Consider the following 20,290-nt stretch of genomic DNA (forward strand, 5'->3'; position numbering starts at 1 on the left):
CATGAAAATTAGCCATCTTGATCATCTTGTTTTAACTGTCTCGAATATTGAAACTACATGTAATTTCTATCAAACTGTATTAGGGTTTGAGGTCATCACTTTTAAAGGTGATAGAAAGGCTCTACAGTTTGGAAATCAAAAAATAAATTTACACCAGCAAGGTAACGAGTTCAAACCTAAGGCATTACAGCCGACTCCCGGATCTGCTGACCTATGTTTTATTTCAGAAACTCCCATTTCCGAAGTGATTGCGCACCTTAATCAATTAAATATTACAATTGAAGAAGGCCCCGTTGAACGTACGGGTGCAATGCATCCTATTCTTTCAGTTTATATTCGCGATCCAGATCAAAATTTGATTGAGATTTCAAACAACATAAAGTTATAAGTCACTTATAGTTTGCAGGGATATTTTTTAATTGTTTTTCAATATCCCAATTTTTGGGTTTCTCTTTTAATGCCCACCAATTAGCACCTGCCTCCAACCATTTCTTGCGGTACGCTTTTACAGATGCTTTAGTATAATCCTCATATCCAAATTCAACACCACAACAATCACAAATGTCAAAGTTTGGATTTTCCCCATCTTCACCCCATGGTTCTTCAGGTTGTATAAGCCCACATATTCGACAAGCAAAATTTTCTATTTTTTCCAAAATTTATTTTCCTAAGTTATGCAAGACGATTAGATAATTTTATAATAACGATAACTTCGCAAATCAAAATTAATTTGAACAACTCTTAAATTACAATTTACTCATAACGATCTTATAGACAAATCATATAACCGATTTTTTATACAACAAGCATAGCCAACCCTAAGCACAAGCGCTACACTAGCTGCTTTCCACCCAATGGATTTCCACTCATGTCAAACTGGTTAGATGAAGTTAAATTTGATTCCAATGGTCTTATCCCTGCCATTGCTCAACATCATCAAACCGGACGTATTTTGATGGTGGCGTGGATGAACCGTGAAGCACTCGCGCTCACAGCAGAAAAAAATCAGGCTGTTTACTTCTCTCGCTCTCGCCAAAAACTTTGGCACAAGGGTGAAGAATCAGGCCATTTTCAAACAGTTTATGAAATTCGTCTGGACTGTGACGGCGATGTAATTATTCTACAAATTGAACAACACGGTGGTATTGCATGCCATACAGGTCGTGAGTCTTGTTTCTACCGTAAACTTACCCCACAGGGCTGGGAAATTGTCGATGCACAATTAAAAGACCCTACTGCAATTTATGGTGACAAAGCTAAAACTGAAAGCCACGATCATGCTCATACCACTGAACAAGTCGATGTACTTGCTCACTTAGGGCAATTGATGCAAGAGCGTAAGCAAGCTGAAGCAGATACTTCATATGTTGCAAGCCTCTACAAAAAAGGCATCAATAAAATCTTAGAAAAAGTCGGTGAAGAAAGTGTAGAAGCAATTATTGCTGCTAAAGATTTTGCCGCACAGGATTCGGAAGCTCACTTAAATGATCTCGTTTATGAAACAGCAGATTTGTGGTTCCATACTATTGTGATGTTGGGTTATTTCGACCTTAATCCACAACTTATTATTGACGAATTAGCTCGTCGTCAGGGTTTATCTGGTTTAGTTGAAAAAGCTAACCGCAACAAGGTTTAAAATCACTCAGTGTCGAATATTGAAAAACCTAAAGCCACCTATGAACAAGCAATTGCCATAGATAATGCACGCCTTGGGCAGTCATTTAAAGTGATTGCCTATGCTGGCACAGGTAAAACCACCACTTTACAAATGATTAGCGATGCCATGCCTGAACGGCGTGGTATGTATCTAGCATTTAACAAAGCTATTGCTGGTGAAGCACAAAACAAATTCCATCGTAATGTAGACTGCCGTACTTTTCACTCGCTTGCTTTTCGTAGTGTACCGCGTGGTGTAACTGATAAATTACGTCTACCACGACTAAGCCCAAGTTTTATTGCTAAAGAATATCGACTAGAACCTATTACGCTGCGACGTATGATGGGTGGACGTTACGAAAAATATGTCTTGATGCCAAGCCGTCTAGCGAGTCTTGTAGCAAATGCAGTAAGCTATTTCTGTTCAACAAGCTCCCAATATCCGGCGCCTCGACATATTCAGGCGCCTAACTGGTTGCATCCAGACGATATTATCGAATTACAGAATCACCTTTACCCTGCTGTGGAACGACGTTGGTTAGAGTCGATTGACCAAAACCATCAAGCAGGTATTGGGCATGATATTTACCTCAAACTTTGGGCATTGTCTGAGCCAAACATTCCTACTGACTACGTCTTGTTTGATGAAGCACAAGATGCTGACCCACTAATGCTAGGCATTTTGCTTCGCCAAAAAAATACTCAAGTTATTTATGTAGGTGATGCACATCAACAAATCTACGCTTGGCGTGGTGCAATTAATGCCATGCAACAATTGCCCTTGCCAGAATCTCGGTTAACCACTTCTTTTCGTTTTGGCGAAACGATCGCCGATGTAGCCAATGCCCTGCTTGGCGGTTTAAATGAAACTGTTCCCTTGCTTGGTAATCCAAACCAGAAATCAAGTGTAGTGAATAAACCGCATACCAAAATGCGTGATGCGATTTTATGCCGTACCAATGCTCGTGCAATGGAACTTTTATTAGCAGGTTTGGTTCATGGCGATAAAGTGAGTTTGCAGGCGGATCATCAAAAACTAAACCGTTTTGTAGACGCTGCCAGCCTCTTAAAACAAGGCAAACGAGTTACTGACGTTCCTGAATTAGCATGGTTTAACTCATGGCACGATGTACATGAGTACTGTGAAACCAATGAAGGAAGTGACATTAAGCCATTGGTTAAACTGGTTGATGATCACGGCACTGACCCGCTAAAAAAAGCACTTGCAAAGATTACTCCACTTGAGCAAGCTGATTATGTCATCTCTACAGCCCATAAAGCGAAAGGGCTAGAATGGAATCGCGTTCATATTGAAGATGACTATCAATTTAAAATTAATGGCTTAGAACACAAGATTAGTGATGAGGAGTTAAGATTACTTTACGTTGCCTGTACTCGTGCTAAAGTAAGTCTAAATATCCATCATCTTTATGATCTGATACAACAATTAAAAGTAAGGGCGCCTTTAAGTCTTCGAAAGTCAGTTGGTTGAAGCGCTCATAATTAGGTGAGCCTATGCAACTTGAATCTATCCAATTTAAACATATTGCTCTGTTTCACGATCTTAAAATACAGTTTCAATATGAAAAACAGCCGATTACCTTAATTTTAGGTGAACAAGCAACGGGTAAAAGTATGTTGCTCAAACATACTTACCATGCTCTAACTTGGTTCCCTGCCCGTTTTAAAGATTTACGTAGTCCCGGTATTGTTATGCCTGACCAAGACATTACTCAATCGCGTCTACAGTCAAAAATCGAAGTGACCCTTCAAGTTCCACCAGAAATTGGCTCTTTACCAGAAAGTACTTCGGCACAAGAGGTAGATTCTTCACTGTGTAGCTGGAAACTTTTTAAAACCCTAAACTCAAGTGGCATTGGAATCAGCCAAGTTGAAACTCAGCAACTTGACCAGACGATGGCCCTTTATCAACAAGTCATCAAAAAAGATCCATTACAAGGGTTACCCTTAATCGCTTACTACCCAGCCGAGCGATTTGTAAATGATATTAATCTGCTCAATAAAAATTTACCCGGCATCACTCAAGCCATTTCAGCCTATGATATTAGTCCAGTTCCGTTCACAACCTTCACTCGTTTTTTTGAATGGTTACGTGAAATTAGCGATATCGAAAATGCTCAAGCTGCACATCTCGTACAACGCATTAAATCTAAGCAATCAGATCCAGAAGATCAGACAGAACTATTAAATGAGCTTCAAAAAGAGTTCTCTGGGCAGCCTAAACAGCTCACCACACCTAACCTCTACGCTCTTAAAAATGCATTAAATATCGTTCTGCCAGAGCTCAAAGACTTATATTTGCAATATCAGCCTCGGCTTCAACTTATGGCTGACTATGATGGCCAAACCCTACCTTTTCAGCAACTTTCCAACACCACAAAAACATGGATTGCTTTAGTAGGCGATATTGCCCGCAGGCTCTGTTTACTCAATCCGTTAAGCCTAAATCCTTGCCTTGAAGGTGAAGGAATTTTATTAATTGATCAGATTGATGCGCAACTCGATGCACAGCATTGTTCAGAAATTTTAAACAAACTCCATCAAGCATTTCCGCGCTTACAAATTATTGCAACGGGAAGTCGTGAAGAGTTACTAGAACATGCCTCGGCCTATCAATGTTTAAAATTAGAGCATGGTAAAATTAGCCATCTTGATTTAAATACCACCAAACAACAGCTTGAACACATCTATACATTACTCCAAAGAAGCGAGTCATTAGTTCCACACATAGAAGCACAGCTTCCAAGCTTAATAGACCCTACTCCCTCTCCAGCACAGGTTGAAGTTTTATTTCAGCAAATTCAGGGTTTAAATGAACAACAAAAAAATGAATTGCTACGAATGATTCATGCAGGAGACACACCAGAAGAAAGCCCTTCTGTTTAAATTTTATGCCACTTTTAGCTCTATTTTTATAATAAAAAGCGCTCTTACAAAATATACCGCTTCATTAAAATTTTTAGGCATTAAAAATCACTAGATGTTGTTACTACATGTAATAACATCAGATTTTTAATGCTTTTTTAGTGTACAATAAATTTCATTTTGCGTTTTTATTCTTCAAGTTGCGCAATACAACTTGTTTCTCGCTTTATTTTCTAATTTGGTTGGGTTTTCAGAATAACAAAGCCTTGGAACTCTCTTTGAATTCCTATCTATTCTGAAATTAAAAATTCACCTTTAGGTTTCGGCCTAAATCACATATGGATACGAGTGTGCTACCGATAATTATCTTATTACCGTTAATATTAGGCACCACCCTTGTTTCATTGCTTCAACGGTTCTCGCGTGGAGTAACGGCTTTAGGGGCAATTGGAGTCAGTTTAACCAGTTTTGGTTTATTACTGACTCAAGCTAAAACTGTGCTTGGTGGTGCAAGCATTCAACAAAGCTGGGATTGGCTACCTCAATTGGGGATTAATCTTAGCTTCAGGCTCGATGCCCTTGGTTTACTATTCTCTTTACTTATTACCGGTATCGGTACCCTCATTTACATATACGCCTATTACTATCTTGGCCCTAAAAATTCTTTAAGCAAACTCTATGCTTTGCTCATGCTGTTTATGGCAGCAATGCTGGGTATTTCGCTCTCTAATAATCTTATTATTTTATTAGTCTTTTGGGAGCTCACCAGTATTTCATCTTTCTTGTTAGTGGGTTACTGGAGTCATTATGAAGCTGCTCAACGTGGCTCTCGAATGGCGCTCACTATTACAGGAATGGGTGGTTTGGCGTTATTGGGTGGATTTGTTCTATTAGGGCAAATCACCGGAACCTATGAAATTAGTGACATCATGGGCATGAGAGACACCATTCAAGCCCATGCTCTATTTATTCCAATGCTATTGCTTATTTTGCTTGGTGCATTTACGAAGAGTGCTCAGTTTCCATTTCATTTTTGGTTACCAAACGCAATGGCTGCACCAACACCGGTGTCTGCCTACCTACACTCTGCGACCATGGTAAAAGCAGGTATTTTCCTGCTCGCACGTTTACTGCCAATTTTTGTAGGCGCCGCGCTTTATCACAATATTGTTACCTTCGTTGGCCTATTTACGCTCTGTATGGCAGCATGTTTTGCCATTTTTAAAGAAGATTTAAAAGGACTGTTAGCCTATTCAACAATTAGCCATTTAGGTCTTATTGTCTGTTTACTTGGTATCGGTTCGCCTTTAGCAGTTACTGCTGCTATTTTTCATATTATTAACCATGCAACATTTAAAGCTGCACTCTTTATGATTGCAGGGATCATTGACCATGAAACGGGTACACGTGATCTTCGAAAACTCAGTGGTATTTGGCAATTACTTCCTTTCACTGCCACATTAACCATGATCACCGCTGCCTCTATGGCAGGTGTGCCACTCACCAATGGCTTTATTTCAAAAGAGATGTTCTTTACCGAGCTATTGGCGAATCTTTCAGGTTCAGCAGTTATCTTTGCCAGCATCATTGCAACACTTGCTGGTATTTTTGCAGTGAGTTATTCAATTCGTTTAGCACACGGCGTGTTTTTTGACGGTCCAATTGGTAAGCAAGTGCCAAATAAAAATGCACATGAACCGCCTATGGGCATGCGCGCACCAGCCCTTCTTCTTGCTGTGCTATGTATCCTAGTCGGCGTTTTACCTTCTTTGTTGGTAGAACCACTGGTAAATAGCGTAACCAGAGCAAGCTTGATGCAACCAGAATTTGCAGGAACTCATCTTGCGATCTGGCACGGTTTCAATGCTCCTCTTGTGATGAGTATTATTGCTTTAGTCGGTGGCTCACTGTTCTATTTTGCTTTGGCAAAAGATAGCATGATTCGTAAAATTGACCTTGACCCACATCTTGGCAGATTGCAAGGCCGCATTTTATTTGATTTATTTTTAAAACACCTGTTGCTCACCAGCCGAAAAATTAAACAAAAAACTGAAAACGGCTCATTGCAAAGTTACTTGTTCTTGATCATTGCTTTTAGCGTCATCATGGTAACTATGCCGCTACTTAATCAAGGGCTCACTACAGGCACACGTGAACTTACTCATGCCCCATGGATTGCTATCGTTCTCTGGCTAACCCTGTTCTCAGGTTGCTGGATGATGTTGTGGTTCCATCATGAACGTATTAAAGCAGTCCTTATTAGCGGTGCAATTGGTCTAGTGGTAACAATGGTATTTGTCACCATGTCAGCTCCAGATTTGGCACTAACTCAAATTACCGTGGATGTTGTAACCACTGTTCTTTTACTAATGAGTTTATCTTTACTTCCACAGCTAACGCCATATGAATCTCTTCGTTCTAGACGCTTAAGAGATGCTGCTTTAGCGATTATTGGAGGTTTAGGGATAGGCTGGATTGCATGGCTGATTTTAACCCGTGATCATAATTCGATTTCATGGTTCTTTGCGCAGCAGTCTTTACCACTTGGCGGCGGCTCAAATATTGTAAATGTCATTTTGGTTGACTTCCGTGGCTTCGATACATTCGGTGAAATTACTGTATTAGGCATTGCTGCTATTGGTGCGCTATGTCTTATGGATGGTATGCGTGTCCATGGTACAACCATGACCCAAGGCCTCACCTACCGTTTTAATCCATCTCCGCTCATGTTCCGTATTACAGCTTCTTGGGTATTACCGTTAGCACTTGTCGTAAGTGTTTATATTTTTATGCGTGGCCATAATTATCCGGGCGGTGGCTTCATTGCAGGTCTAATCACCTCAATGGCTTTAATCATTCAATATATTGCGCTAGGTCAAGACCAAACAGAACAATTACTCAAAGCAAAATCAGGCCGTCTTTACGAAGTCTGGATTGGTTCAGGTTTAACGATTGCTGGGCTTACTGGTGTAGCTGCATGGTTCTGGTTACGCCCATTCCTGACTAGTGCACACGTATATGTTGAATTACCAATTTTAGGAAAACTACATCTGGCTTCAGCTGCGAGTTTTGACTTAGGGGTTTATATCACCGTTGTTGGTGCAACGATGTTACTTATCTCGGTATTAGGAGACTCTCGCCACTCAAGCATGGCTGGTCCTGTAGTACCACATCGGGAGGAATCATCATGATCAGTTTAGAATTCTTATTGGCTTCTGCAATTGGTTTACTTGTTGCCACAGGTATTTATCTGATTTTACGTGCTCGTACCTTCCCTGTTGTGCTTGGGTTAGCTGTAATTGGCTATGCTGTAAACCTATTTTTATTTGCTATGGGCCGATTACAAATTAGCTCACCCGCAATTTTAACTGAAACAACAAAAATAACCGATCCACTTCCTCAAGCGCTAGTGTTAACAGCCATTGTGATCGGTTTTGCAACCACCGCTTTTATTGTACAACTGGCACTGCGTAGCCGTTATGAATCAGGTAGTGATCATGTTGATGCTAAAGAAGACATATCTCCGACATACGACCCACGCGAGGATGAGCCGTAATGTTTGATTTTTTATCTTTCTGGCAAGAACATGCGCCTATTTTTAGCATTCTCATCCCGGCATTTACTGCTTTTATATTATTACTGCTTGGCAACCCGGGAGCAGGTGCTTTAAAAGATGACTGGCGACAACCATGGCGTCGTGGCATTAGTCTTGTTTCTGCAATTGCTGGATTAATTACCGCAATTATATATTTAAGCTTTGCCAGCACTGGACAGATTACCATTTACCAGTTGAGCGAATGGTCAGCGCCATTTGGTATTGTGCTTGTGTTAGATCGCCTTTCTGCTTTTATGCTGGTGCTGACTTACGCATTAGCAGTACCAGTTCTATGGTATGCAAGCGACAATTGGGATACCCGTGGTCGCTATTTCCATGCCATGGTGCATTTCTTATTAATGGGTATCTGCGGAGCATTTTTAACAGGCGATTTATTTAACCTTTTTGTCTTTTTTGAAATCTTGTTGATGGCTTCCTATGTTTTGCTTTTACATGGGCAAGGCAAACCACGTTTTCAGCTTGGCGTTCACTATGTCATTATTAACCTTTTAGCCTCTGCCCTCTTCTTAATTGGGCTTGGTATGATTTATGGCAGTGTGGGTAGCCTCAACATGGCGGATGTATCACGCCTTATACCAACACTTGAAGCAGATCAACACAAATTAGCAGTCGCTGGTTCCTTACTTCTTTTTGTTGTTTTCGGCATTAAAGCAGCAATGCTTCCTGTCGGTTTTTGGCTGCCAAAAACCTATGCCGTTGCAAGTACGCCTGTAGCTGCAATTTTCACCATTATGACCAAAGTCGGGATCTATTCTATTTTACGTGTAAATGGAACAGTATTTGACGATGCGCTTAGCCAAGAAATCTTAAAAAGCTGGTTATTGCCTATTGGTTTAATTACTTCACTCTATGGTGTGATTGCAGCAATTGGAGCAGATCGTTTACGTCGCTTTGTCGGCTTTATGGTACTTTCTTCAATTGGTACCTTGCTCACCGCAATTGCCATGTCTAATACGCAGGCATGGTCTGGTGCTTTATATTACTTAGTGCACAGTACCTTAATCGGTGCAGCTTTTTATCTATTTTGTGGATGGATCACTTCACAACGTGGAGATTTTAAAGATCATTTAAAAGTTGCCCCAAGAATCAAACAAGAAAAAGCGGCTATGGTGACTTATTTCTTGATTGCCATGATGCTTGCTGGGTTACCGCCTTTTAGTGGTTTTCTTGGAAAAGTATTCATTTTACAAGCGACAGTTGAAGCTAGCTATCAAGGCTGGATTATTGGTGTTGTGCTTGTTGTGAGCTTATTAAGTATTATTGCACTCACACGTGTTGGTTTTATCTTATTCTGGCGTGCATCTCCTCCAGAAGAAGATCCAATCCATCCAGCTTATATTCTTTATCGTGCTTTGCCGGAACGCGCACCACCACGTAACGATCAAGTCATTTATCTATTACTGGCTAGTTTAATCACTTACGTTGTCTTTGCTGCACCAATTCAGCATTACACATTAAGCACCGCACAACAGATTCAAGACCATGCACTTTACCAACGCACTATTCTTAAAGTAGATAAAAATGGGGAAGTTATCAGCGTACAGCCATTTGATCCCGCCTATCTGCCAGAAACTAAATATGGGGGAGAAGTTGAAGATCATAATGCTTATCTTATTCCCGATATTATTTCGAAAGATACGTTCAATGGTGAACATATTTCTGAATATAAACAACGACAAATTCAGCAACAGGACAAACTCCAAACACCTTCCATTGTTGATGAAAGTCAATTGAAACCTATGGAGCCATAACAATGCAGTTATCTCATTTGCTTGAACGTTGGTTTCCACATCCATTTGTTTCGGTTCTGATCATTTTATTTTGGTTGATGCTGGCGCATAGTCTTGATGCGAGTGATCTTTTGACTGCAATGCTTTTGGGCTTAATCATCCCTCGTTTAGTCAAACCGTTTATTACCCGTACACCGCATATTCACTGGAAACCTGCGGTTAAATTATGTTTTGTGGTTCTTTGGGATATTATTATTTCTAACTTTAAGGTCGCAAAACTTGTTTTAGGGCCTACTAAAAAATTACATCCTAAATGGTATCGTGTACCTTTAGAGACAGAACATGAGCAGGTCAATACCTTACTAGCGATGATCATTACCACAACACCAGGTACGGTTTCTGCGGGTATTGATCAGGAACGTGGCGATATTCTGGTTCATGCTTTGAGCACAGATAATACCGAATCTGATATTCAAGACATCAAACAACGTTATGAAATTCCACTTATGGAAATTTTTGATGTAAAAAGCAAGACGGAGGCAAGTGCATGACCATCCTACCCTATGCTCTAGGTATTAGCTCAATTGCCATTACAATCTCTATGCTACTTTGTCTCTTCAGATTGGTCATAGGTCCATCAATTGTAGATCGGCTTTTAGCACTCGATACTCTCTTCTTAAATGCAACTTGTCTCATTGTTGTTTTAGGCATTTATTGGATGACGACCTCTTTATTTGAAGGAGCCCTACTGGTTGCGATGCTAGGTTTCGTATCTACGGCAGCCTTAGCACGTTACTTCACAACTGGTCACGTAATCGATTAAGGAGAGATCAAAATGCAGTTCGTAATGGAAGTTATTGTTTCAGTCTTTCTGGTTTTTGGTGCTTTCTTTATGTTAGTCGGCTCGATTGGCATGGTGCGCTTACCTGACTTATTCATGCGTTTACATGCACCCACAAAATCGAGTACGTTAGGATTAGGCAGCTTTTTGATTGCGTCTATGATCTTTTTTGCTTTTCAAGGCCGCTTTGGTTTTGCCGAGCTACTGATCACACTTTTAGCTTTCATTACCGCACCAGTTTCAGCAAATTTAATTGCTCAAGCTGCGCTACATTTACGTTTGCGTTCATTGAGTGGCGAAGTTCCTGAGTCAATTGAACGTCCCTTGCCGTGGGACCGTTATAAAATTGGACAGCGTTTCTCGCAAAATAAACCGCCTATGGACCCTCCTAAAGACTAGGAAAAAGCCCACCAATAAAAAAGCCACCCGAAGGTGGCTTTTTTATTTTTTATATTACTGTTCGTCGTCTGAATCGCGTTTCGGCAAATCATTTACCGCTTTTTCGATCAGACCAAACATATAGTTACCATAAGCATTCGTCTTGTCATAATGGAAACGCAATCTTGGCGTAATACGTGTCTTGATACGACGGCTCAATTCATGACGCAAGAAACCAGAAGCTTTATTTAATACCTCTAAAGTTTCTTTATTCGCTGCTTCACTTTGCTCATCGCCAAGCTCACGCCCCATTACGGTGACATAAACTTCAGCATAACCCATGTCTGCACTGACTTTCACCGCAGAGATGGTCACTAGACCACCTAAGCGAGGATCTTTAAGCTCTTGACGAATCAGCTCAGACAACTCGCGTTGAACTGAATCCGCCATGCGCTTTAAGCGTTGGCTACCCGCCATTAAAGACTCCGTTTAATCAATTGAACATCATAGACTTCAATTTTATCTTTCACTTTGATGTCTTTATAACCTTTCACCGCAAGACCACATTCCATACCGGCACGAACTTCTTCAACCACTTCTTTATAGCGACGAAGAGATTCAAGCTCACCTTGGAACACAACCACGTCATCACGTAATACGCGAATCGGTTTATTACGATGCAATACACCTTCAAGTACCATACAGCCTGCTGCTGCACCAAACTTACTTGAGTGGAATACTTCACGTACTTCAGCAACACCCAAGATAGTTTCACGATGTTCAGGAGCAAGTTTACCGCTCATGGCATCTTTCACATCATCAATTAATTCATAGATGATGCTGTAGTAACGAATATCGATACCGTCTTGGTCACTTCTCTGACGAGCAGTCGTATCAGCACGAACGTTAAAGCCTAACAATACAGCTTCTGAAGATTCAGCAAGAATCACATCAGACTCAGTAATCGCGCCAACACCCGAACTAATTACACGAACTTTTACTTCATCAGTAGATAATTCATGTAAAGCTGCATTCAATGCTTCTAAAGTACCACGTACGTCTGTTCTTAAAACAACGTTCACTGTAGGAACATCTTTTTTGCCCATTGACGACATGATATTTTCAAGACGCATTGCGCTTTGACGATCAATACGTTTTTGACGTTCACGGTCAGCACGAGCATCAGCAACTTCACGCGCTTTCTTCTCGTCATTTACAACAAGAACTTCATCACCTGCCATTGGAGCATCTGGAAGACCCAGAATTTCTACTGGAATAGATGGTCCTGCTGATTTAATCGGCTTACCATTTTCATCAGACATTGCACGGACACGACCATATGACGAACCTGCAAGAACAAGGTCACCAATGTTTAATGTACCGTTTTGAACAAGAATAGAAGTTACTGCACCACGGCCTTTATCAACACGCGCTTCAATAACAACACCTTGTGCAGCACCTTGTGCAGATGCTTTTAATTCCATCAATTCTGACTGAATAAGAATTAAGTCAAGGAGTTCATCAATACCTTGTCCACTGTGTGCAGAAACCTTAGCAATCGGAACATCACCACCCCATTCTTCTGGAACGATTTGTTTCGTTGTTAATTCATTTAACACACGGTCTGGATCAGCAGATTCTTTATCCATTTTGTTGATTGCAACAATAATTGGAGTACCTGCTGCACGCGCATGGTCAATTGCTTCAGCAGTTTGTGGCATTACACCGTCATCTGCCGCAACAACTAATACAACGATATCCGTTGCTTTAGCACCACGTGCACGCATTGAAGTAAATGCAGCATGTCCCGGTGTATCAAGGAATGTAATAATTCCTTTGTCTGTTTCAACATGATATGCACCAATATGCTGGGTAATACCACCTGCTTCACCTGCCGCCACTTTCGAACGACGGATACGGTCAAGCAATGATGTTTTACCATGGTCAACGTGACCCATAATGGTAACAACTGGCGGACGAGTTGTTTGCTCACCACGTGCTTCTTCAGCCGCTTCAAGCAAGTTATCTTCCGCTTGTGTATCAGAAACTAAAACAGGGTTATGACCCATTTCTTCAACAACAAGTGCTGCTGTATCTTGGTCAATAGCTTGTTCCTGATTAACCAACTCACCCATTTTCATAAGTGTTTTGATAACTTCACGTACTTTAATCGCCATTTTTTGAGCAAGATCGGCAACAACAATGCTTGAACCGATTTCTACATCATAAACTTGCTTTTTAACTGGTTTTTCAAATCCATGCTTATTCGCTTGGCTTGATTTTAAACCACGTTTGTTATGGTTAACAAAGCTTTGCTCTTCTTGACCACGACGACCACCCTTTTTACCCGCACGAGGGTTAGTGGTTGCGCCACCGCGTTTAATTTCACGGTCTTCTTGCTTGAATGAATCTTCATAAGCTTGGCCTACAAGACCTGAAGCAAGTGGAGAATCATCAATCACACGAATTGTGGTAGTAGCTTCGTCACTTGAATACTTAGACGCCATTTTGCGCATTTGTTCAAGTGTACGTTGCTGAGCTTCTTCAGCCGCTTTACGACGCGCAGCTTCTTCAGTTGCTTTCAACTGAGCTGTTTGTGCTTCACGCGCTTTCTTTTGCTCTAATGTTTCTGCTGGTTTTGGTGCAGGTTTTACTGTACCACCACCACGTTTTTTCACTACTACAGCAGCTTTAGGAGCTGTCTGAGCAGCGCTATCTTGTTGATGAGCAGCACGCATCGCATCTAAAGTTGCTTTTGCTTTTTGCTCTGTTTGAAGACGCGCGTTTTGCTGTGCAGTGTCACGCGTTTGCTGTTCTACACGTGCTTTAGCTTCAGCTTCTGCACGTGCTTTAGCTTCAGCTGCAATTTGTTCAGGGTTTGGTTTAGCAAAAACCTGTTTTTTACGTACTTCTACGTTAATTGTTTTTGCTTTACCTGAAGTACTTGCAACTTTAGCGGTACTGGTTGTTTTACGTTTCAACGCAATTTTTCCTGTGTTACCACTTTCCTGACCATGCACTTTTTTCAAATGATTGACTAAAGTATCCTGTTGTTCAGTGGTAATAATGTCGTCTGCTGTACGTTGAGGCAAACCTGCTTCACGAGCCTGTTCTAGGAGCTTCTCAACAGGACGTTCTACACTGAGAGCTAACTCTTTAATCGACTTGTCCGTCATATTTCATCTCCTAGTTAAACCATGATTCGCGAGCTTTCATGATCAATTGACCTGCTTTTTCATGATCAAGTCCTTCAATATCAGAGATATCGTCAGTAGCTTGATCTGCCAAATCATCGACAGTAATAATACCGCGAGCGGCAAGCGAGTAAGCGATCTCAGAAGTCATGCCTTCCATAGTTAGAAGGTCTGCGCTCGGTTCTTGAATATTTTCTTGCTGTTTCAAAGCATCAGTAAGTGCTGCTTCTTTTGCACGACTTTGCAATAACTCAACCAATTCAGCATCAAGCTCAATTTCGTCAAAAGTTTCAGCTGGAACATAAGCAATCTCTTCTAAAGAGGTAAAGCCCATTTCCACCAATGCCATTGCTAAATCTTCTTCAATATCGAGACGTGATACAAACATATCAAGATATTGCTGAGCTTCATTTTGCTGACGAGCACGATACTCTTCTTCAAGCATCATGTCGAGTTTGTAGCCAGTTAAATCAGAAGCCAAGCGAACATTTTGGCCTTGTGAGCCAATCGCGCGAGCCAATTGATCGCTGGTTGCAAAAATAATATCGGCACTTCTTGCATCTTCATCAAGCACGATGCCTGAAACATCAGCTGGTTCTAATGCACTTGCAATGTACTGAGCTGGATCATCAGACCAGACCACTACATCAATACGTTCACCGTTTAACTCTTGTTGTACTGCTTGAATACGCGTACCACGCATACCAATACATGCACCTACAGGGTCAATACGATGGTCATTTGTTTTAACTGCAATTTTAGCACGAACGCCCGGTTGACGTGCCGCTGCTTTAATTTCAATAATTTCTTCAGAAATTTCAGGAATTTCTTTTTTCATTAAAGCAATTAACATTTCAGGCTTAGCGCGTGATAACAACAACTGAGCGCCACGACCTTCACGGTTCACATTGTATAAAATAGCGTTCATACGTTGTTTCGGACGAAGAATTTCTTTTGGAATCATTTCTTCGCGCGCAAGGTAAGCTTCAGCGTTGTCGCCTAAATCAATAATAAAGCCATCTTTGGTTTGTTTTTTTACTTCACCGTAAATTAACTCACCAACTTTAGACTCGTATGCATCAGCAACTAAAGCACGCTCAGCTTCACGAATTTTTTGTACGATAACTTGTTTTGCAATTTGTGCAGCGATACGACCAAACTCAATAGATTCTACTTCGAGTTCACGAACATCACCAATTGACCATTTAGATGGGTCAAGGTCAGAAATCGCATCTTGGCAAGCTGGCATTTCATGATCTTCATCTGCCACAACAGTCCATTGACGGAATGTACTGTAATCACCAGTTTTACGATCAATTTCTACACGAAGCTGAGCTTCTTCAGCATGCGTACCTTCGTAAAATCTTTTCTTCGTTGCAGCAACTAGAGCTTGTTCTAAAGCCTCGAAGATCGCTTCACGACTAACACCTTTTTCATTACTAACCGTTTCAACAACGGTAAGAATTTCGCGGCCCATAAGTCACCTACCGATTTCTTATAAAATTTAATAAATTTAATCTTGATAGATCAAGTTTGCTTTATCGATATTGTTGCTGTCGATCTCAAGCACGTGCTTCCCATCAACTTCAACCTGAATTTCTTCATTTTCAAGGTCTACTGCGATAAGCTTTGCTTGAAATTTACGACGGTTTTCTACTGCTGCAATCAAACGCAAAGCAATTTGTTGTCCGATGTAGCCTTGTAACTGTTCTAGTTGAAAAAATGGACGATCCCAACCTGGTGAAGAAACTTCTAATGAATACTCACCCGAAATTGGATCATGAACATCCAGCATTGCGCCAACTTGTTGTGTTACACGCACACAATCTTGCACACCAATACCACGGCCTAGTTCTACTTCACCATCTTCATTAAGTACTGGCTCAGCATCTTCTTCACTTACCGCTTTATCGATATAAATACGCAATAATGAACGTTTACCTTGTGGGAGAAACTCGATTCCCCAAAGGTCGACACCACATGCTTGTACTGCAGGAACAATTAAGTCATGCAATGCTTGGGATTTATTTGATAATTTCATTTACTCTCGTCATTCTCGTGCGATTCAATCGGTTGTTTTAACCGACACAGACCTACTATAGTGAAGCATGACTATTTGACCAATTGATGTCGAAACTACACGATAGCGATACGATAACCAATAAAAAAGGGCGTTAATCGCCCCTATGTAGCACAGAAAACAATAGTCCACTGTGCAAAAAGGCCCACTTGTCTGTGAGCCTCTTTTAAGAAACTTGGTAGCGGGAGCTGGATTTGAACCAACGACCTTCGGGTTATGAGCCCGACGAGCTACCAGACTGCTCCATCCCGCATCAACGTGCAAAAATTATATACAAATATCAAATAAAGTCAATGTAAACTTTCTAGATACTGTCTGATTAAGTTGCACCTTAATCAATTTGGTAGCGGGAGCTGGATTTGAACCAACGACCTTCGGGTTATGAGCCCGACGAGCTACCAGACTGCTCCATCCCGCATCAACGTGCAAAAATTATATACAAATATCAAATAAAGTCAATGTAAACTTTCTAGATACTGTCTGATTAAGTTGCACCTTAATCAATTTGGTAGCGGGAGCTGGATTTGAACCAACGACCTTCGGGTTATGAGCCCGACGAGCTACCAGACTGCTCCATCCCGCATCAAAAAACTGCTTGCACTCAACTTTCTGGTTCAAAGTTGGTGCGGAAGGGGGGACTTGAACCCCCACGCCCGAAGGCACTACCACCTCAAGGTAGCGTGTCTACCAATTCCACCACCACCGCAGCTTGTGGGACGCATTCTAGTCCTTCCAACTATAAAAGGAAAGCCCTATTTCGAATTATTGACCCGTTTTTGGTGCATTTGGTGAAGTTTCAGGCGATGTTGTTTGAATTGGTGCTGTTGTTTGTACAGATTTCAAACTATATGCCTCAGTCGTCTGTTTTTTTGCAAAAACAGCCAAGGTTAAACTCGTCACAAAAAACAGTGCCGTTAAAATAGCAGTAAGGCGAGTAAGGAAATTAGCTGAACCCGATGCGCCAAATACAGTTGCTGCTCCGCCACCACCGAAAGAAGCACCAGCATCCGCACCTTTACCGTGTTGGACTAGAATCAAGCCAATCATCAGTACCGCTAAAATAATATGTACGATCAGTACAAAAGAGTGCATACCCTATCCTCGTTATTTACTTTGTGCAAAGGCATGTACGATTTGATAAAAAGATGCTGCATTTAACGAAGCACCTCCAACCAACGCGCCATTAATATCTGGACATGCTGCCAACTCGACTGCATTCTCAGCTTTTACACTACCGCCATATAAAATCGCAATGTCTGGACCCGCAGAAGTAATCTGACTTAAACCTTCACGGATTTTAGCATGCATTGCCTGTGCATCTTGTGGTGAAGCAGTTTTACCTGTACCAATTGCCCAGATTGGCTCATAAGCAATTACAATTTGCTTTTGCCATTGCTCTGCAGTCACTACAGGAGCTATATCACAGATTTGTTGCAATACAACCTGCTCTGCCAAATCTTGTTCACGTTGTTCGAGACTTTCACCCACACAATAAATGACAGTTAAGCCTGCATTTAAAGAATTTTGGAGTTTTGCCTTCAAAATTTCAACGTTATCACCTAACAAATCACGGCGTTCAGAGTGACCCACCAATACAAAATTAATTTGGCTATCTTTTAATAATTCTGCACTGACTTCACCAGTATAGGCGCCTGTACCTGCTACACGCGATACATCCTGTGCAACTGTATATACTGTTTTTGCAGCATCTTGCAATTGGGTTTGTACCATTGTAAGTGCAATAGAAACCGGAGCAACTCCGACATGGCAGCTTTCATCTGCAATTTCGTTTTGTTGCAATAGTTGTTTAAATTCTTCTATAAGTTGTTTGGCATTGGCACGCATTGGGTTCATTTTCCAGTTGCCAACTACCCAAGGCGTAATCGTCGAACCCGACATACGGCTCACCTTTCATCAAAAATGCAGCACATTCTACACGCATTTCTACAAATTTCAGATACTTTTCTTTAACGGCTTTGCTCATATCTTTTCTACTATTTGAAAACAGTCATAAAACTTTATTAAGACTAAAGCTCCGCGTTTTAAAAATTAATGAATAAAAACTTCGACTGGTTCAAGCTTTAATATATGGATCAAGACGAGAGCATCATTTTCTCAGGTAGTAATTTTAGATAACAAAAGTATAATTTTTTATATACCAATTATAAACATATGAGCACAGGTAGGCAGATGTCAGTCATACATACATCTCCAAAATTTTCGGGGTTTTTTCGACGATTAGTCGAAGAAAAACATGTGTCGGCAGCGACCATGCAAGCAGCACTAGATGCAGCAAAAAGAGCTAAACAGGATACTGTTGCGTACCTGATTGAAGAGGTTAATCTCTCCCCTTCTTTATTAGCTGAAACAATTTCTATTGAATTTGCTGAGCCATATTTTGATCTGGACGTTTACGATGTCAGCCAGATTCCTAAAGATTTGGTCGACCAGAAACTGATTTTAAAACATCGGATCTTGCCTCTCGTAAAAAAAGGACAGATTTTATATGTTGCAACCAGTAATCCTAGCAATATTGATGCTATTGATGCTATTCGCTTCAACAGCAAGCTTATGGTTGAGCCGGTTATTGTCGAGCATCATAAACTCGAGAAAATTCTGGTACAGCAATTTACTGAAGAAAGTAGTTTCGAGTTTAGCGATGAAGAGTTTGATCTAGATGTAGATCTTGATACCTCAGCTGCTCCAGAAGAGGATGAGGATACTCCACAAGGCGATGAAGCACCTATTGTTAAATATATTAACAAGTTATTGATTGATGCGATTCGTATGGGGGCTTCTGATTTACATTTCGAACCTTATGAGAAATCGTATCGGGTCCGTTATCGGGTCGATGGCGTTTTACGTCAAATTGCAAATCCGCCTTTGCAACTGGCTAATCGTTTGGCTTCACGCTTAAAAGTGATGTCTCAAATGGACATTTCTGAAAAGCGTGTCCCTCAAGATGGTCGTATCAAGCTCAAGCTATCAAAATCTAAAGCAATTGATTTTCGTGTGAACTCTCTTCCGACCTTATTTGGTGAAAAGTTAGTTCTACGTATTCTCGATCCATCGAGTGCCATGCTGGGAATTGATGCACTAGGATATGAAGAAGAGCAAAAAGCACTCTTTATGGAAGCCTTAGATAAGCCACAAGGTATGCTTTTAATCACAGGTCCAACAGGTTCTGGTAAGACTGTATCTTTATATACAGGCCTCAACATTTTAAACACTGAAAGTTCCAATATTTCTACTGCCGAAGATCCAGTCGAAATTAACCTTGAAGGCATTAATCAGGTTAACGTGAACCCTAAGGTAGGTCTAACTTTTTCAGCTGCACTTAAGTCATTTTTACGTCAGGACCCTGACATTATTATGGTCGGTGAGATTCGTGATTTAGAAACAGCTGAAATCGCGATTAAAGCTGCTCAGACAGGTCATATGGTGATGTCCACGCTACATACCAACAGTGCTCCTGAAACACTGACTCGTCTACGCAATATGGGCGTTCCGTCTTTCAATATTGCAACTTCAGTCAATCTGGTCATTGCTCAGCGTTTGGCACGTCGACTATGTTCTCAATGTAAAGTACCTACTGACATTCCTAAACAAAGCCTATTGGAAATGGGTTTTACCGAACAAGATCTGATGCATCCCGATTTTCAAGTTTTTCAACCAGTCGGTTGTCCAGAATGTCGTGAGGGCTACAAAGGTCGAGTTGGTATTTATGAAGTAATGAAAGTCACACCTGAGATTTCCAAGATTATTATGGAAGATGGCAATGCGTTAGAAATCGCTGCCGCTTCTGAAAAACTGGGGTTTAATAATCTGCGTCGCTCAGGTTTAAAGAAAGTTATGCAAGGTGTTACTTCTTTACAAGAAGTCAACCGCGTAACCAGTGAATAAAAGACA

The 20,290-nt window shown here is 41.0% G+C and carries 18 protein-coding genes and 4 tRNA genes; 11 read left to right on the top strand and 11 right to left on the bottom strand.

Annotation, left to right across the window (positions count from 1 at the left end):
• The first annotated feature begins 1 nt into the window (after position 1).
• Positions 2–388, top strand: coding sequence for a VOC family protein (locus F968_RS17050; protein WP_004794986.1), 387 nt, complete (start codon positions 2–4; stop codon positions 386–388).
• A gap of 1 nt (position 389) precedes the next feature.
• Here the strand turns inward: F968_RS17050 and F968_RS17055 are convergent, their stop codons facing one another.
• Positions 390–656, bottom strand: coding sequence for a hypothetical protein (locus F968_RS17055; RefSeq protein ID WP_004794988.1), 267 nt, complete (start codon positions 654–656; stop codon positions 390–392).
• Between the two features lie 212 nt (positions 657–868).
• Between F968_RS17055 and hisIE the strand changes: the two genes are divergently transcribed.
• From hisIE to F968_RS17100, 9 genes are all read left to right on the top strand, one after another.
• Entirely contained in the window at positions 869–1,636 is a 768-nt protein-coding gene (hisIE, locus tag F968_RS17060) for a bifunctional phosphoribosyl-AMP cyclohydrolase/phosphoribosyl-ATP diphosphatase HisIE (protein WP_004794990.1), read from the top strand.
• Between the two features lie 9 nt (positions 1,637–1,645).
• Positions 1,646–3,148 (top strand): UvrD-helicase domain-containing protein, encoded by a 1,503-nt coding sequence (locus F968_RS17065; RefSeq protein ID WP_004794991.1) that lies wholly within the window; start codon positions 1,646–1,648, stop codon positions 3,146–3,148.
• A gap of 23 nt (positions 3,149–3,171) precedes the next feature.
• Complete coding sequence (locus tag F968_RS17070; RefSeq protein WP_004794993.1) at positions 3,172–4,563, top strand: AAA family ATPase; 1,392 nt, start codon at positions 3,172–3,174, stop codon at positions 4,561–4,563.
• A 317-nt stretch (positions 4,564–4,880) separates the two neighbouring features.
• Positions 4,881–7,733: a monovalent cation/H+ antiporter subunit A gene (locus F968_RS17075; RefSeq protein ID WP_034596468.1), complete on the top strand. Its 2,853-nt coding sequence runs from the start codon at positions 4,881–4,883 to the stop codon at positions 7,731–7,733.
• On the top strand, positions 7,730–8,098 hold the full coding sequence (locus F968_RS17080) for a Na+/H+ antiporter subunit C (protein WP_003654595.1): 369 nt from the start codon (positions 7,730–7,732) through the stop codon (positions 8,096–8,098). Before F968_RS17075 ends, F968_RS17080 begins: the two co-directional genes overlap by 4 nt.
• Positions 8,098–9,909 carry a monovalent cation/H+ antiporter subunit D gene (locus F968_RS17085; RefSeq protein ID WP_004794997.1) on the top strand — a complete coding sequence of 604 codons (1,812 nt, stop codon included), beginning with the start codon at positions 8,098–8,100 and terminating at the stop codon, positions 9,907–9,909. Before F968_RS17080 ends, F968_RS17085 begins: the two co-directional genes overlap by 1 nt.
• Before the next feature lie 2 nt (positions 9,910–9,911).
• Positions 9,912–10,439: a Na+/H+ antiporter subunit E gene (locus tag F968_RS17090; RefSeq protein ID WP_004794999.1), complete on the top strand. Its 528-nt coding sequence runs from the start codon at positions 9,912–9,914 to the stop codon at positions 10,437–10,439.
• Positions 10,436–10,711, top strand: coding sequence for a monovalent cation/H+ antiporter subunit F (locus tag F968_RS17095; protein ID WP_004795001.1), 276 nt, complete (start codon positions 10,436–10,438; stop codon positions 10,709–10,711). The genes F968_RS17090 and F968_RS17095 overlap by 4 nt, the downstream gene beginning before the upstream one ends.
• A 12-nt stretch (positions 10,712–10,723) precedes the next feature.
• Positions 10,724–11,128: a Na+/H+ antiporter subunit G gene (locus F968_RS17100; protein WP_004795003.1), complete on the top strand. Its 405-nt coding sequence runs from the start codon at positions 10,724–10,726 to the stop codon at positions 11,126–11,128.
• A gap of 54 nt (positions 11,129–11,182) precedes the next feature.
• On the opposite strand, the gene F968_RS17105 is transcribed toward F968_RS17100, so the two are convergent.
• The 10 genes from F968_RS17105 to tpiA form a co-directional block, all read right to left on the bottom strand.
• Entirely contained in the window at positions 11,183–11,584 is a 402-nt protein-coding gene (locus tag F968_RS17105; protein WP_004795004.1) for a ribosome-binding factor A, read from the bottom strand.
• Entirely contained in the window at positions 11,584–14,283 is a 2,700-nt protein-coding gene (gene infB / locus F968_RS17110) for a translation initiation factor IF-2 (RefSeq protein ID WP_004795007.1), read from the bottom strand. The genes F968_RS17105 and infB overlap by 1 nt, the downstream gene beginning before the upstream one ends.
• 10 nt (positions 14,284–14,293) lie before the next feature.
• On the bottom strand, positions 14,294–15,778 hold the full coding sequence (nusA, locus tag F968_RS17115; protein WP_003654584.1) for a transcription termination factor NusA: 1,485 nt from the start codon (positions 15,776–15,778) through the stop codon (positions 14,294–14,296).
• A 36-nt stretch (positions 15,779–15,814) separates the two neighbouring features.
• Entirely contained in the window at positions 15,815–16,342 is a 528-nt protein-coding gene (gene rimP / locus F968_RS17120; RefSeq protein ID WP_004795010.1) for a ribosome maturation factor RimP, read from the bottom strand.
• A 215-nt stretch (positions 16,343–16,557) separates the two neighbouring features.
• Positions 16,558–16,634 (bottom strand) — tRNA-Met (locus F968_RS17125).
• 88 nt (positions 16,635–16,722) lie between these two features.
• Positions 16,723–16,799, bottom strand: a tRNA-Met gene (locus F968_RS17130).
• An 88-nt stretch (positions 16,800–16,887) separates the two neighbouring features.
• Positions 16,888–16,964: transfer RNA gene (locus F968_RS17135), tRNA-Met, on the bottom strand.
• Positions 16,965–17,002: 38 nt separating this feature from the next.
• A tRNA-Leu gene (locus tag F968_RS17140) sits at positions 17,003–17,087 on the bottom strand.
• A gap of 56 nt (positions 17,088–17,143) precedes the next feature.
• Positions 17,144–17,473 carry a preprotein translocase subunit SecG gene (secG, locus tag F968_RS17145; RefSeq protein ID WP_004795012.1) on the bottom strand — a complete coding sequence of 110 codons (330 nt, stop codon included), beginning with the start codon at positions 17,471–17,473 and terminating at the stop codon, positions 17,144–17,146.
• Positions 17,474–17,485: 12 nt separating this feature from the next.
• Positions 17,486–18,280, bottom strand: a complete 795-nt coding sequence (gene tpiA, locus F968_RS17150; RefSeq protein ID WP_004795015.1) for a triose-phosphate isomerase — start codon at positions 18,278–18,280, stop codon at positions 17,486–17,488.
• Between the two features lie 291 nt (positions 18,281–18,571).
• Here tpiA and pilB point away from each other — a divergent pair, with 291 nt between their 5' ends.
• Positions 18,572–20,284 carry a type IV-A pilus assembly ATPase PilB gene (pilB, locus tag F968_RS17155; protein WP_004795016.1) on the top strand — a complete coding sequence of 571 codons (1,713 nt, stop codon included), beginning with the start codon at positions 18,572–18,574 and terminating at the stop codon, positions 20,282–20,284.
• Positions 20,285–20,290 lie beyond the last annotated feature (6 nt).

The organism is Acinetobacter sp. NIPH 817, assembly GCF_000368405.1.
GTDB lineage: Bacteria > Pseudomonadota > Gammaproteobacteria > Pseudomonadales > Moraxellaceae > Acinetobacter.